Consider the following 14,586-nt stretch of genomic DNA (forward strand, 5'->3'; position numbering starts at 1 on the left):
CGCCATTAATGGCGCCCCTACATTTTCCGTAGGGGGCGCATTAATGCGCCCCTGGCCGCGATAAAAAACGTCATCACGTCCCGTGCGCCTATCAACCTGGGCGCCATTAATGGCGTCATCACGTTCCGTACGCGCGCCAACCCGGGCGCCATTAATGGCGCCCCTACATTTTCTGTAGGGGGCGCATTAATGCGCCCCTGGCCGCGGTAAAAAACGTCATCACGTCCCGTACGCGCATTGATACGGGCGCATTAATGCGCCCCTGGCAGCTCATCCAGCGCCGGGGCATCCAGATGCGAAACGTCGCCGGCGGTCTCTACGATCCAGCCAGACGCCAGCCAGGCACTCTGCTGATGATCCACGCGTGAAATCGAGCAGTTGCGCAGGCGCAGGCGTCGTTCCGCATGCGCCGGTAAACCCAGAATGGTGCTCACCAGGGCACCCAGCGCCATACCGTGGCTGACCAGCAATGGCCGGCTGCCGGCGGGCAGATCGAGGCAGGCGTTCAGCGCATCATGCATGCGCGCCGCCAGCTCGCTCATCGACTCGCCGCCGGGAATGCGCCCCGCTTCGGTGCCATCCACCAGCGCCTTGCGCCAGCGTTCTTCTTCTGCCGTCAGGCCATCAAGCGGACGCTGCTCCAGACAGCCCATATTCAGCTCGCGCAGACGAGCATCCAGCGTAACCGGGCAGCCGCAGGCGTCAGCGATAATCTCTGCCGTACGTCGGGTACGGCCTAAATCACTGGCGATAACGTGCGTAATGCCCAGCGTCTTCACCCGCTCACCGACCTGACGCGCCTGCTGTTCACCTTTATCCGTCAGAGCACTGTCGGACTGCCCCTGAATGCGTCGGGCCGCATTCCAAACCGTTTCACCGTGACGAACAAGATAGACCTGTAACATGCGTAATTTCCGTTATACTGCGACAAATTTGCCTTGAGGGTTCAACCAATTATGTACCATGTTGTCGCAGCCACCACCAATCCGGCAAAAATTCATGCGGTTGCGCAGGCGTTCAGCGACGTATTCGGTGAGGGATCCTGCCATATTCGCGGGGTAGCGGTCGAGAGCGGCGTGGCGGCGCAGCCGCTTAGCGATACGGAAACGCGCAGCGGCGCACGTCAGCGCGTGATTAACGCCCGCGCGGCTGCGCCAGAGGCAGACTTCTGGGTGGCTATTGAAGCGGGCATCGAAGACGACTGCGCGTTTGCATGGATGGTAGTGGAAAATGCACAGCAGCGCGGTGAATCACGCTCTGCCAGCTTTACGCTGCCGCCGGTTGTACTGGCAGGATTAGCAGCCGGGCGCGAGCTGGGCGATGAGATGGCGCGCCTGACCGGGGTTGACAATATCAAACATAAGGGCGGCGCGATCGGCGCTTTTACGCAGGGCCTGCTGACCCGCTCCAGCGTCTATCATCAGGCGCTGATCCTCGCGCTCTGCCCGTTTACTCATCCGCTTTATCAGCAGTAATCAGCCGCGATTCCAGCCAGCGTCTGAGTTCGGGTGGCGCCTCTTTCAGGCTGTTAGAGCCGCGCGTTATCGTCGCAATGCCCACGCCCAGCTCGTTTTTCAGTTCGCGCTGGCTGATATCGCCATTGATCAACGCTTCGATAATGCGCAGCCGCGTGCCGAACGATTCACGTTCATCGGGCGTCATCATCAGCTGCAGCATCGGCAGCGCCACGTTGTCGGCAAACGCATGCTGCATCAGGTCGATAAAACGCAGCCAGTGATCGTCAGTGGGCTGCTCAGAAAGGGATGAAGGCATAGTGGCTTCCGTACTCATTAACGAGTACGGAAGCATAGCACACTCAGTAACGCTGATTCCACTCGCTGTCGCTGAGAATCTTGTCAGGTTTCCCCATGAAGTAGCGATAGTAGGCGTCATACGCCAGCACGTTCTTCACGTAGCCCCGCGTTTCAGAGAACGGAATCGTTTCAATAAAGGCCACCGCGTCCAGTTTGCCGCCGCTGTTGTTGCGCCAGCTGCGCACCCGCCCCGGGCCGGCGTTATAGGCGGCGGAGGAGAAGATGCGGTTCTGCCCGAACTGCTGATAGACATACTCCAGATACTGCGTGCCAATCTGGATATTGGTTTGCGGATCAAGCAGCTGGCTGCTGTTTACATAGCCGGGAATGTTGTACATCTTCACGGTATGCGCGGCCGTGGCTGGCATCACCTGCATCAATCCGCTGGCCCCGACCGGGGAGCGCGCTTTCGGGTTCCAGGCGCTCTCCTGGCGCGAGATAGCCATGGCGTAGCTCGGATCGATCGCCTTATCACCGGTATATTGCTGATACAGATTGCGCCACGCCAGCGGGAAACGCTCTTTCAGACTATCCCACATTTTTGCGCTAATCGTGGCCTGCACGCTCAGATCCCACCAGTCCTGCTGGTTCGCGTAGTGCGCCAGCATCTGCTGCTGCGTGCGGGTTTTACTGACGATCAGGTTTGCCCACTCGCTGCGCGCCAGGTTATCCATGCCCCAGTACATCAGCTCGCGTACGCGCGCCATCTCCGGTCCCTGCACGATGCTATTGTCCGCGGCCGGCGCGTCATCAATCTTCAGCGGATAGTCGGTGCCAAGACGCTGCGCCGCTACCATCGGATAGAAGCCGCGCTGCTGCATCAGCTTACGCAGGATCTCCTCAGCCTCTTCTTTGCGCCCCTGCGCTATCAGCAAATCTGCCTGCCAGTACTGCCACTCATCTTTTTCTTTCGCTTCCGGCGGCAGGCGCGCAATCCAGGTGTTGAGGCCACGCCGGTCGCTTTCGCTCAGCGCAAGGCGCACGCGACGTTCAATAAGCGCGGTGGATTCACTGTTCATCACTACGGCATCGCGCCAGCGCGCCTGCTCTGAGGTCAGGTCAGCCCCCATCATGCGCCATACCACCGCCTCTTTCAGATCCTGCTCTTCTGCCTGACTCATCTTCTGCGCTTTAACCAACTGCGGGATCATCATGCGCGCGTTATCCATATCTTCGCGCGCCACGCGCGCAAAGGCGTAGCTGGTGGCCATACGGGTAAAGTCGGTCGGCCCCAGCGTGGCAGCAAACGTCGTTACGGTCTGCGGATTCTGCTGCAGGGCCAGCAGTGCGCTGGCGGTGGTCTGATAATCCGCCGGCAGCATTTTTGCCAGATAGTTCACCAGGCTATCGTTGCCCGCTTTCATCGCCAGGCGGATACGCTCCAGAATGGTAATCGGCGAAAGCTGACCTGATGCCTGCCAGACTGAGAAGAGCCGGTCGCAGTCAGCGGGCAGTGCCGAACCGCGCAGCCAGATACTTTTCGCGCCGGTAAACGCCGTCTGCTGCTGGCCGGTGGCCCATTTAGCGTAGTACCAGTTGCAGCGCGCCTGCACGGGCTTAGGCTCATCCGGACTAAAACTTAAAATCCCCTGCCAGTCCTGCCGGTGCGCCAGCACATTCACAAATCGCGTCTGCAGCGATTTGGCCGGCGGCAGCGTCGGATACTGCTGAATAAAGTTTTTGATCGCCAGCCCCGCTTCCTGATCGAGATCCTGCGCCAGCAGGCGATACTGCAGATAGGGATAGAGCGGATAATCCTGCAGCGTCGGCATCAACTGCTCAACCTGGTCCATCTGTTTGTTATCCCAGGCCTGCTTGATCTGCGCATAGCGCTGTCGTTGCTGATCCAGCGAGTCGGCCCATACGCTGCCTGCCGTGCTGACCAGACACATCCCTATCATCCAGTTACGCCACTTCTCCACTCCGCTCTCCTCTCTGCTTCGGTCCAGCGTATGCCGGACTCCCTTCATGCTAACCAGGGCTTTCGTCTCTCGCCACGTTCTTAACAAAATTTACCTGACGAACGGGCTCCTGCCCCCCTGACCCGCTTGTGCACCTGCAACGCAGTTTACGCCACGGCGCCTTTAAGGCTACTATTGACCACCCGCTGCTGACGGCGCCGCAACCGCCTGAAACCTGTCAGGATTGTTGCGCTCAGAGGCTCAATGGCAAACCGCATCCGCTGCTCTGCGGCAGAACACCACTTTTACCGAGATGCTTATGGAAACCCGGCGCGACGAACGACTCAATAAGCTGGCCCAGGCCCTGAAACGCACCGATAAGCTGCATCTGAAAGAGGCGGCGCAGCTGCTGGGCGTCTCTGAAATGACCATCCGCCGCGATCTCAGCGAATCCGCCTCGCAGGTGGTGCTGCTCGGCGGCTATGTGGTCAGCGATCCGAAAAACCATGCGGGGCACTACTTTGTTTCCGATCAGCACGGGCACAACGCCGCGCGTAAACGGCGTCTGGCGCAGGCCGCCGCCGCGCTGATTCGTGAAAATGATACGGTGTTTTTTGACTGCGGAACCACGCTGCCCTACGTCATCGACGCGATTCCGGACACTCTCGCCTTTACGGCCGTCTGCTGCGCGATGAACACCTTTCTGGCACTGAAAGAGAAGCCCGCCTGCAGCGTGATCCTCAGCGGCGGCGAGTTTCACGCTGATAACGCGCTGTTTACACCGGTCGGTAACCACTCCATTCTGGATGACCTCTGCCCGGCGCTGGCGTTTATCTCAGCAGCGGGAGTGGATCTGCAGCAGGGCGCAACCTGTTACAACCTGAATGAGCTGGCGATGAAGCACCACGCCATGCTGCGCGCGCGTGAACGGGTTCTGGTGGCAGACAGCAGCAAATATGGCAAAGTGCTGCCCGCCCGTATCAGCGCGCTGCACCGTTTCGAGCGGCTGGTCAGCGACAGCGCCCCCGACGCCGCGCTCAGCGCGTGGCTGGCAGAGCAGGCGATTACGCTGCATCTTCCCTGATCGCCGTCAGCGCGTACAATTACGCAGCAGTGCGTCTGACATCACGCCTGTCACGCAAGTTTCACCGCGGCGCGGCTGTGATTAGGCCGTGAAAACCGCTAAACTTCAGCATCTGACGTTCCACTATTTACAGACCAAGAGGCTCATCACAACGTGGCTCAATTCGTCTATAGCATGCATCGCGTCGGCAAAGTGGTACCGCCGAAGCGTCACATTCTGAAGAATATCTCTCTCAGCTTCTTCCCGGGCGCCAAAATCGGCGTACTCGGCCTGAACGGCGCGGGTAAATCGACCCTGCTGCGCATCATGGCCGGTATCGATAAAGATATCGAAGGGGAAGCGCGCCCGCAGCCGGGCATTAAAGTGGGTTATCTGCCGCAGGAGCCGCAGCTCAACCCGGAACATACCGTGCGTGAATCGGTTGAAGAAGCGGTGGCGGAAGTCGCTGGCGCGCTGAAACGTCTTGATGAAGTCTACGCGCTGTATGCCGATCCCGATGCGGACTTCGACAAGCTGGCCGCCGAACAGGGCCGTCTGGAAGAGGTGATTCAGGCGCACGATGGCCATAATCTGGAAACCCAGCTCAACCGCGCCGCTGACGCGATGCGTCTGCCGGAGTGGGATGCCAAAATCGGCAACCTGTCGGGTGGTGAGCGCCGTCGCGTGGCGCTGTGCCGCCTGCTGCTGGAAAAGCCGGACATGCTGTTGCTTGATGAACCGACTAACCACCTGGATGCGGAATCTGTCGCCTGGCTGGAACGCTTCCTGCACGACTTCGAAGGCACCGTGGTCGCGATTACCCACGACCGTTACTTCCTCGATAACGTTGCGGGCTGGATCCTGGAGCTGGACCGCGGTGAAGGTATTCCGTGGGAAGGCAACTACTCCTCCTGGCTGGAGCAGAAAGATCAGCGTCTGGCGCAGGAAGCGTCGCAGGAAGCTGCACGCCGCAAATCCATTGAAAAAGAGCTGGAGTGGGTGCGTCAGGGTGCGAAAGGCCGTCAGTCTAAGGGCAAGGCGCGTCTGGCTCGCTTTGAAGAGCTGAACAACAGCGACTATCAGAAGCGTAATGAAACCAACGAACTCTTTATTCCGCCAGGCGCACGCCTCGGCGATAAAGTGCTGGAAGTGAAAAACCTCAGCAAATCGTATGGCGACCGCGTTCTGATTGACGATCTGTCATTCTCGCTGCCAAAAGGGGCGATTGTCGGGATTATCGGGCCGAACGGCGCCGGTAAATCGACGCTGTTCCGCATGATGTCTGGTCAGGAGCGGCCCGATTCCGGCAGCATCGATCTCGGCGAAACCGTGAAGCTGGCGTCAGTCGATCAGTTCCGCGATGCGATGGATAATTCCAAAACAGTATGGGAAGAAGTCTCTGGCGGCCAGGATATTATGCGTATCGGTACCACCGAGATGCCAAGCCGTGCCTACGTCGGACGCTTTAACTTTAAAGGCACCGATCAGGGTAAACGCGTGGGCGAACTTTCCGGCGGTGAGCGCGGACGTCTGCACCTGGCGAAACTGCTTCAGGTAGGCGGCAACCTGCTGCTGCTGGATGAACCGACCAACGACCTCGACATCGAAACCCTGCGCGCGCTGGAGAATGCCCTGCTGGAGTTCCCGGGCTGCGCGATGGTGATCTCGCATGACCGCTGGTTCCTCGACCGTATTGCCACCCACATCATCGATTATCAGGATGAGGGCAAGGTTGAGTTCTTTGAAGGTAACTTTACCGAATACGAAGAGTATAAGAAACGCACCCTCGGCGCGGATGCGCTGGAGCCGAAGCGTATCAAATACAAGCGTATGGCGAAGTAACCTGCTGATAAAAAAGGCGCCTCCGGGCGCCTTTTTTATTGTGCTCAGGCGTTAATTGCCCAGCCGCTCTTTGACCAGCTCCACACAGCGCAGGAAGCGCGCATCGTAGTTGTCCTCCTGCACGTGCACAAACTCAACGTTATTTTCCCGTAGCATGGTCACCAGAATAGACTGAAACTCGCGTCGGTCCACCGAGCTGCCGAGGCTGCGCAGGCCATCCGCCACCCACGGCACGTTGTTCTCCAGCAGGATCACCAGGTCAAAGCGGTACTCATCGATCAGCGCCTGCACAAAGGGGTGTTCGCGTCCTTCATACTTCAGGCAGAACGCCTGCGTGGTAATAAAATCGGTATCGATAAAGGCGACTTTATTCGCATACTTGACGGCAAAATCGATGTACTGCGCCTGACCGAGTGCGATTTTATCGTAGTCAGAGTACTGCAGCGCCATCTCATCGCCGCCGAGGTGAGAGAAGACGTAGTCGCGGCCATACTCCCAGGCGCTGGTGGTATTGAAGATATTCGCCAGCTTGTTGACCAGCGTGGATTTGCCGCTCGACTCGCCACCCAGCACCGCGACGGTGCGCACAAAGAAAGGCTTCACTTCAGTCGGAATATATTCCCAGTAGCGAAACGGATCCTGACGGATCTGGCTGCCACTGATGCTCATAAACGATCGATGCGGATCGATCACCCGCGCCGGGATCCCCAGATATTGCTGATACATCGGCGCATCCGGCTCTTCGCTGGTATAGACGCAGTCGGGCATAATCCCCTGCTCTGCCAGAAACGCGCTGACGCCTGCGCTCCAGAGATCCCAGCCGTGCGGATAGGGTTCGATTCCCTCTTCGTTGAACGAGTGAATACGGATGTTTTTCTGGTACTTGAATGTCTGCAGCAGCCAGCGCAGACGATCGCTGATGGTGGGCTGCTGCGACATGGCGCTGTTCTCAAACAGTGCGCGATCGCGCGGCTCGTCGTGGCCCATAATAATATGCAGCTCATCCACCTGACTGCAGGCGCGCTGGATCAGGTAGATGTGGCCAGTGTGCAGCGGATAGAACTTGCCAAATACCACGCCCACGGTTTTCTCACGCCGCGGAAACTCCAGCCCGAGAAAGTGATGCAGCGCTGCCAGTTTCTGCGCGCCGGGGCTTTTTATTTTCGCGTTAAGCAGCTGGCTCAGGTAGCCCTTGGTCATTCCGCTGGCGTCAGCCACCTGCTGCAGCGTATGGCCCTGCTGCCGAATCGCGGTCTTCAGATAGTCAAATGATGACACTCAGTGCCTCCTGCGGATAATAAACGGCAGTGCGGTCTTTAAGACGGTGCGCATAAATGCGCACCCTACATGTCGTAGGGGCGGCATTTATGCCGCCCTGGTTGCATACATCATCTGAACCAGGGGCGCATTAATGCGCCCCCTACATGCCGCGTCATTGTAGGGGCGGCATTTATGCCGCCCTGGAAAATTATGCGCACCCTCAAGCGTAGGGGCGGCATTTATGCCGCCCTGGTTGCGTACATCTTCTGGACCAGGGGCGCATTAATGCGCCCNTTGTAGGGGCGGCATTTATGCCGCCCTGGAAAATTATGCGCACCCTCAAGCGTAGGGGCGGCATTTATGCCGCCCTGGTTGCGTACATCTTCTGGACCAGGGGCGCATTAATGCGCCCTCTACATGTCGCGCCGTTGTAGGGGCGGCATTCATGCCGCCCTGGTTGCGTACATCTTCTGGACCAGGGGCGCATTAATGCGCCCCCTACATACCGCGTCATTGTAGGGGCGGCATTCATGCCGCCCTGGTTGCGTACATCATCTTAACCAGGGGCGCATTAATGCGCCCCCTACATACCGTGGCGGCGGCATTTATGCCGCCCTGGCGAAATTACAGCTCATCCAGAATGGCCAGCGCATCTGCCAGCTTCTTCGCGCTGTAAACCTTCATGCCATCAATGGTTTTCTTCGGCGCGTTGCCGGCTGGCACGATGGCGCGCTTAAAGCCGTGCTTGGCTGCTTCAGAGATACGCTCCTGGCCACTCGGTACCGGCCGGATCTCACCTGCCAGCCCGACCTCACCGAAGATCACCACATCCTGCGGCAGAGGACGATCGCGCAGGCTGGAGACCATCGCCAGCAGCAGCGCCAGATCGGCACTGGTTTCCGTGACTTTTACGCCGCCTACCACGTTAACAAACACATCCTGATCCGCCATCTGCAGGCCGCCGTGACGATGCAGTACCGCCAGTAAAATCGCCAGACGGTTCTGCTCCAGCCCTACCGCTACGCGGCGCGGATTGCCCATCATTGAGTGATCCACCAGCGCCTGGATCTCAACCAGCAGCGGCCGGGTACCTTCCCAGACCACCATCACCGAACTGCCTGACGTGATCTCATCGCCGCGCGACAGGAAAATAGCTGAAGGGTTACTCACCTCGCGCATTCCCTGCTCCGTCATGGCGAATACGCCCAGCTCATTCACCGCACCAAAACGGTTTTTATGGCTGCGCAGCGTGCGAAAGCGCGAGTCGGCGTCGCCATCCAGCAGCACCGAGCAGTCGATACAGTGCTCCAGCACTTTCGGACCTGCCAGCGAGCCATCTTTGGTGACGTGGCCGACCATGATGATCGCCACGCCGCGCGTCTTGGCAAAACGCGTCAGATAGGCGGCGGTCTCCCGCACCTGCGCCACGCTGCCGGGAGAAGACTGAATATCCGCCATGTGCATCACCTGAATGGAGTCGATAACCATCAGCTTCGGCTCTTCCTGCTCGGCGATCAGGCAGATCTGCTCAATACTGGTTTCCGACAGCATATTCAGGTTATCCGTGGGCAGTCCCAGCCGGTGCGCGCGCATCGCCACCTGCTGCAGCGACTCCTCGCCGGTGACATAGAGCGTCTTCATGCTCTCCGCCAGCTTGCACATGACCTGCAGCAGCAGCGTCGATTTACCGGCACCGGGGCTGCCGCCAATCAGGATAGCGCTGCCCGGAACCACACCGCCGCCCAGGACGCGGTCAAACTCTTTAAAGGTGGTGGTGAATCGCGGCAGCGCCTCAAGGCTGATCTCCGAGAGCTTCTGCACCCGGCTGCTGCCGGCGTTACCCGCATAGCCGCTCAGGCGCTCATTGCGCGCAGCGGCAGGCGAGGCAGCAATGCGCACCTCGGTGATGGTGTTCCAGGCGTGGCAGGCGCTGCATTGCCCCTGCCAGCGCGGATAGTCTGCGCCGCATTCGTTGCACACGAAGGCGCGTTTTGCCGCTTTGGCCAAATCAGTTCCTCAGTTAACGCTCTTCATGAATCAGGCTGCCGGTCAGGATGCAGAACACCCCCATCAGGTCAGCGTGACGGATAGTGACCTCCGTCTGCTCATTCACTTTAGGTTTAGCATGATAGGCGATACCCAGTGCTGCACGCTTAATCATCGGCAGATCGTTGGCGCCATCGCCCACCGCTACCGTCTGCTGCGGCGCGATATCAAAACGCTGTGCCAGCTGATGCAGGGTATCCGCTTTATATTGCGCATCGACAATCTGTCCAATCACCTCGCCGGTGAGTTTGCCGTCGCGCATCTCCAGCTCATTGGCGACGGCCGCCGCCAGATGCAAGGTCTGACGCAGATGATCCGCATAAAAGGTAAAACCGCCAGACGCAATCGCAACCTGCCAGCCGAGCGCCTGCAGCTTATGCACCAGCGTGGTCAGGCCCGGCATCAGCGGCAGAGTGTCGCGCACCTGTTTAAGGATAGCGGCATCGGCGCCAGCCAGCTGCGCCACGCGCTCACGCAGGCTGGCTTTGAAGTCGAGTTCACCGCGCATCGCCCGTTCGGTGACTTCAGCCACCTGCTCACCGCAGCCCGCCAGTCTGGCGATCTCATCAATGCATTCGATCTGGATCGCCGTGGAGTCCATATCCATCACCAGCAGCCCCGGCGTTTTCAGATGCGGGATTTTGCCCAGCGGCGCCACGTCAAATCCGGCGTCATGCGCCAGCCGGGTGGCGCGCGGCGTCAGCGAACCTGCCAGCCGGATCACCTGATATTCGTCAACGTTCCATGCGCTGACAATCACCATGGCGGCCCCCAGCTGATGCTGATAATCGGTCAGCTGCTGTTTATCGAGTCCGCGCCCATACAGCAGCCAGCCCGTGCGGCCGGCACGGTAGTCCAGCGGCATAACTTCATCACCGCTCAGGGAGAGGGGTAAACCCGGCCAGAGTGAGACATCGGCGGGCAGATCGCACCAGGTAAGACGATTTGGCATTACAGCTCCTGTAGGGACAACAAAACCACGCAAGAGGCTACCTTGTCTGCGCGGGTTCTGGCAACATAATTGCCAGCCTTTCTGCTGCTATATCACATGGGTTTCTGATGGTTAAAACTGCACTGAAATTTCGCCTGCATCGCACGGTGATTGTTCTTATCTCTCTGGCGTTGCTGGTGGTGCTGATGCAGGGTGCCTCATGGTTCAGCCTGGGTCATCAGATGGCGCGTTCTGAGCAGGTTGAAGAGCTGGCCCATACCCTCACCCGCCAGGTGGCGTTCAGCCTCAAGCCCCTGATGGATAACAGCGATGATAACCGCACGCAGATTGCCGCTATTCTCGATCAGATGACGGATAACAGCCGCATCCTTGATGCCTCCGTCTATGCCGACGATGGCAGCCTGGTGGCACACAGCGGTGAAACCATCAACGTACGCGACCGTCTGGCGCTGGATGGCAAACGTGCCGGCAGCTACTTCAATCATCAGATTGTGCAGCCGCTGGAAGGCAAAGAGGGGCCACAGGGTTTCCTGCGCGTGACGCTGGACACGCACGTTCTGGTTACCGAGTCACGTCAGGTAGATAACACCACCAATATTCTGCGGCTGATGATGCTGCTGGCGCTGGCGATTGGCATCATTCTGACCCGTACTCTGCTGCGCGATCGCCGCACCCGCTGGCAGCAGTCGCCCTTCCTGCTTACCGCCAGCCGCGCGGTGAAAGAAGATAAAGAGGAAGAGCCGGCAGAAACACCCGACGCGCAGGAAAAGAAGCGCTAAGCGCCAGCCTGAGCCGCGGGCTCTTCAGACCGATACAAAAAAACCAGGCCGCTGCTTCTGCCTGGTTTTCAGTTTTTAACGGCGCGCTTTAAGCGGTAAGAATAGCCTGAAGCTGAGCGAGGTTCTTCACCTGAAAATCAGGAGTAATATCCGCAGGCAACGGGCGCGTGCCGTGATCGATCCAGCAGGTTTTAAGACCCGCATTCATTCCCCCGAGAATATCAGACTCGGGCGTATCGCCGACCATCAGTACGCGCTGTGGCGCCGGATTGCCGAGCAGCTCCAGCGTATGGGCAAAGATTTTTGCGTCCGGCTTGGGGACACCGACCTGCTCTGAAATCACCAGCGCATCGAACATATCGTGAAAGCCCGTGCGCTCCAGCCGCGCCTGCTGCAGGGCCGTAAAGCCGTTGGTGACAATCGCCATTTTGACGCGGCCTTTAAGACTCTTTAGCAGTTCAGGCGCGCCTTCCAGCGGCAGGCAGATCTCCGCCATCGCATTGAGGAAATCGCTGTTCAGGATATCCGGCTCTACGCTGAGCTTCTCACCCCAGAGCGTAAAGCGCTGCGTCTGCAGCTGTGCGGCGGTGATGGTGCCGTTCTGGTAATCCACCCATAAAGGCTTATTGATCGCCTGATAATCGGCGTAATCGCGATCGCTGAACTGCACGTCGTAGCGGGTAAACATGCGCTGCAGTCCGGCAAAAGCATCGAAATGAAACAGTGTTTCGTCAGCATCAAACAGGATGCAGTCCCAGTCGTTTAACATGGTGCTCCTTAATCAGCGGTCAAAGTGTCAGCGCCATAATGATGGCGTCTTCCCGTCCGCCTGCGGTGGGGTAGTAATTGGGGCGCACGCTGACCTGGTGAAAATCGAGCTGCTCATACAGGGCAATCGCCGCGCGATTTGAGGCGCGCACCTCCAGCCAGAGGGTCAGCACATCGCGCTGCTCCAGTTCGCCGATCAGCGTCTGCAACAGCTGGCGCGCGTAGCCGCGGCGCTGAAAGTCGGGATCAACGGCGATGTTAAACAGCGACGCTTCATCCAGCACAACCTGCGTAATGGCAAAGCCAGCAAGGCGTCCGTCACTGTGCAGCCCGAAGTTGAGAAAGCGTTCTCCCTGATTGCTGGCGAAGGTCTGTTCACTCCAGGGAAAAGCGTGCGCCCGGCGTTCAATGGCGAGCTGCTGTGGCCGATCGTCAGCCGTGATGAGCGAGATAGTGGTCATGGTTACACATCTGTTGCCACAGCGCGCGCCTGGCTGCGCCGCTGCTAATCAGTTCATTAAGGACGGCGCTGGTGAATACCACACCGTTAAAGGTGTGCCCGCTCTCCACACCCAGCAGCCAGCCGGGACAGGCTACCTGCTCTGGCAGCATCGGCAGCTGCTCCGGCGTCAGCGTCATCACCTGCGCGGGCGGAATATCCAGCGCCCGCAGCACGTCCCGTATCAGAGGCTCATCCAGTGCCGGCGGGTGTTCCGCTACCAGCAGCAGGCGCGTATCGGGTGCCAGCCTGACGGCGATCTCCCCTTGCAGCACGCGCGGACGCCGCAGCTGATACTGCGTAATCCCCATCTGCTGCAGAAGCCAGTCGCGTCTTGTACTCATGCTGTTTTCCGCTATGCCGTAAGTAATGCGCGCTATGCTAGCAAACCCGTCGAACATGCGCCAACAAAGCACTATAATCCCCGCTCTGATTTAACAGGAGCGTTCCATGTCTGCTTTTACCCCGGCCAGTGAAGTTATTCTGCGCCACAGTGATGAATTTACCACCCGCCACGTGCTGTTTGCGGGTGACCTGCAGGATGACCTGCCCGCCCAGCTGGAAACCGCGCTCAGCCGCGTTCATACCCAGCAGTATCATCACTGGCAGAACCTGAGCCATCGGCTGGGCGATCGCGCCGTATACAGCCTTGTGGCCAGCGCGGCCGATGTGACAGACTGCACCACCCTGATTTACTTCTGGCCCAAAAATAAGCCGGAAGCGCAGTTCCAGCTGCAAAATCTGCTCGCGTTACTCCCTGTCGGCAGCGATATCTTTGTCGTAGGCGAAAACCGCAGCGGCGTGCGCAGCGCCGAAGGCATGCTGGAGCAGTGGGTAACGCTGGAGAAAATTGACAGCGCGCGTCGTTGCGGCCTCTATCATGGCCAGCTGACGCAGCAGCCTGAGTTTGATGCCAGCCAGTTCGGCAATATCTACCAGCTGGACGAGATGACCATCCATACGCTGCCGGGCGTATTCAGCCGCGATGGCCTGGATATTGGCAGCGATCTGCTGCTGTCGACCCTGACGCCGCACACCAAAGGAAAAGTGCTGGATCTCGGCTGCGGCAGCGGTGTCTTAGCCACCGCGCTGGCGCAGCACTCCCCGAAAGTGCGGCTGTGGCTGTGTGATGTGCACGCTGCTGCCATTGAAGCAAGCAAAGCCACGCTGGCGGCAAACGGGCTGGAAGGCGAGGTGTTTGCCAGCAACGTCTTTAGTGACGTTACCGGACGTTTCGATCTGATCATCTCTAATCCGCCGTTTCATGACGGCATGCAGACCAGCCTTGATGCGGCCACCAGCCTTATCCGCGGCGCGGTGAAGCATCTGAACAGCGGCGGCGAACTGCGTATTGTGGCGAATGCTTTCCTGCCTTATCCGCAGATACTGGATGAGACCTTCGGCAGCCACGAAGTGCTGGCGCAGACCGGCCGCTTTAAGGTTTACCGTGCGGTTTATGGTCGTGGCGCGCGCGGACGCTAAGCGCCTGATACGGCGATAAAGCGTTGCTTTTTGCAGCAGTCGGTTTATCGCCGTAAAATATCTGTTGACGCATTGCGTAAAACCTCTAGAATGCGCCTCCGTGGTTAGCAATACTGTAAAGTGTTGCCGGTATGCGAAGGTGGCGGAATTGGTAGACGCGCTAGCTTCAGGTGTTAGTGT

General features: G+C 58.8%; 14 protein-coding genes. 5 read left to right on the forward strand and 9 right to left on the reverse strand.

Annotated features, from left to right (window positions below; translation table 11 throughout):
• Nucleotides 1–251: 251 nt before the first annotated feature.
• The gene (gene gpmB / locus F3I15_RS17185) at nt 252–905 is read right to left on the reverse strand and encodes a 2,3-diphosphoglycerate-dependent phosphoglycerate mutase GpmB (RefSeq protein ID WP_039382453.1); all 654 of its coding nucleotides are present in this window, start codon (nt 903–905) and stop codon (nt 252–254) included.
• Nucleotides 906–956: 51 nt separating this feature from the next.
• Between gpmB and yjjX the strand changes: the two genes are divergently transcribed.
• Nucleotides 957–1,475, forward strand: a complete 519-nt coding sequence (gene yjjX, locus F3I15_RS17190) for an inosine/xanthosine triphosphatase (RefSeq protein WP_150018736.1) — start codon at nt 957–959, stop codon at nt 1,473–1,475.
• Here yjjX and trpR read toward each other — a convergent pair.
• Nucleotides 1,450–1,773: a trp operon repressor gene (gene trpR / locus F3I15_RS17195; protein WP_150018737.1), complete on the reverse strand. Its 324-nt coding sequence runs from the start codon at nt 1,771–1,773 to the stop codon at nt 1,450–1,452. The genes yjjX and trpR overlap by 26 nt on opposite strands.
• 43 nt (nt 1,774–1,816) lie before the next feature.
• Nucleotides 1,817–3,736, reverse strand: coding sequence for a murein transglycosylase (sltY, locus tag F3I15_RS17200; RefSeq protein WP_150018738.1), 1,920 nt, complete (start codon nt 3,734–3,736; stop codon nt 1,817–1,819).
• A 298-nt stretch (nt 3,737–4,034) separates the two neighbouring features.
• Between sltY and deoR the strand changes: the two genes are divergently transcribed.
• Both deoR and ettA read left to right on the forward strand, forming a co-directional pair.
• Nucleotides 4,035–4,799 (forward strand): DNA-binding transcriptional repressor DeoR, encoded by a 765-nt coding sequence (gene deoR / locus F3I15_RS17205; RefSeq protein WP_150018739.1) that lies wholly within the window; start codon nt 4,035–4,037, stop codon nt 4,797–4,799.
• A 153-nt stretch (nt 4,800–4,952) separates the two neighbouring features.
• Entirely contained in the window at nt 4,953–6,620 is a 1,668-nt protein-coding gene (gene ettA, locus F3I15_RS17210; RefSeq protein WP_150018740.1) for an energy-dependent translational throttle protein EttA, read from the forward strand.
• A gap of 51 nt (nt 6,621–6,671) precedes the next feature.
• Here ettA and nadR read toward each other — a convergent pair whose 3' ends face one another.
• The 3 genes from nadR to serB all read right to left on the reverse strand — a co-directional run bounded on the left by nadR (nt 6,672) and on the right by serB (nt 10,878).
• Nucleotides 6,672–7,898, reverse strand: coding sequence for a multifunctional transcriptional regulator/nicotinamide-nucleotide adenylyltransferase/ribosylnicotinamide kinase NadR (gene nadR / locus F3I15_RS17215; protein ID WP_039382440.1), 1,227 nt, complete (start codon nt 7,896–7,898; stop codon nt 6,672–6,674).
• Between the two features lie 606 nt (nt 7,899–8,504).
• Entirely contained in the window at nt 8,505–9,887 is a 1,383-nt protein-coding gene (radA, locus tag F3I15_RS17220) for a DNA repair protein RadA (protein ID WP_039382437.1), read from the reverse strand.
• A gap of 13 nt (nt 9,888–9,900) precedes the next feature.
• Nucleotides 9,901–10,878 (reverse strand): phosphoserine phosphatase, encoded by a 978-nt coding sequence (gene serB, locus F3I15_RS17225; RefSeq protein WP_039382434.1) that lies wholly within the window; start codon nt 10,876–10,878, stop codon nt 9,901–9,903.
• A gap of 107 nt (nt 10,879–10,985) precedes the next feature.
• On the opposite strand from serB, the gene F3I15_RS17230 reads away from it, so the two are divergent.
• Nucleotides 10,986–11,657: a YtjB family periplasmic protein gene (locus F3I15_RS17230; protein ID WP_150018741.1), complete on the forward strand. Its 672-nt coding sequence runs from the start codon at nt 10,986–10,988 to the stop codon at nt 11,655–11,657.
• 88 nt (nt 11,658–11,745) lie between these two features.
• On the opposite strand, the gene yjjG is transcribed toward F3I15_RS17230, so the two are convergent.
• The 3 genes from yjjG to F3I15_RS17245 are packed head-to-tail and all read right to left on the reverse strand — an operon-like array spanning nt 11,746 to nt 13,268.
• The gene (gene yjjG / locus F3I15_RS17235; RefSeq protein WP_145339439.1) at nt 11,746–12,426 is read right to left on the reverse strand and encodes a pyrimidine 5'-nucleotidase; all 681 of its coding nucleotides are present in this window, start codon (nt 12,424–12,426) and stop codon (nt 11,746–11,748) included.
• 19 nt (nt 12,427–12,445) lie between these two features.
• Complete coding sequence (gene rimI / locus F3I15_RS17240) at nt 12,446–12,886, reverse strand: ribosomal protein S18-alanine N-acetyltransferase (RefSeq protein WP_039382428.1); 441 nt, start codon at nt 12,884–12,886, stop codon at nt 12,446–12,448.
• Nucleotides 12,858–13,268, reverse strand: a complete 411-nt coding sequence (locus F3I15_RS17245) for a DNA polymerase III subunit psi (protein WP_145339437.1) — start codon at nt 13,266–13,268, stop codon at nt 12,858–12,860. The genes rimI and F3I15_RS17245 overlap by 29 nt, the downstream gene beginning before the upstream one ends.
• 106 nt (nt 13,269–13,374) lie before the next feature.
• Here F3I15_RS17245 and rsmC point away from each other — a divergent pair, with 106 nt between their 5' ends.
• Entirely contained in the window at nt 13,375–14,406 is a 1,032-nt protein-coding gene (rsmC, locus tag F3I15_RS17250; protein ID WP_150018742.1) for a 16S rRNA (guanine(1207)-N(2))-methyltransferase RsmC, read from the forward strand.
• Nucleotides 14,407–14,586: the final 180 nt, after the last annotated feature.

It is taken from the genome of Pantoea sp. M_9 (assembly GCF_008631385.1).
Classification (GTDB): Bacteria; Pseudomonadota; Gammaproteobacteria; order Enterobacterales; family Enterobacteriaceae; genus Pantoea; species Pantoea eucrina.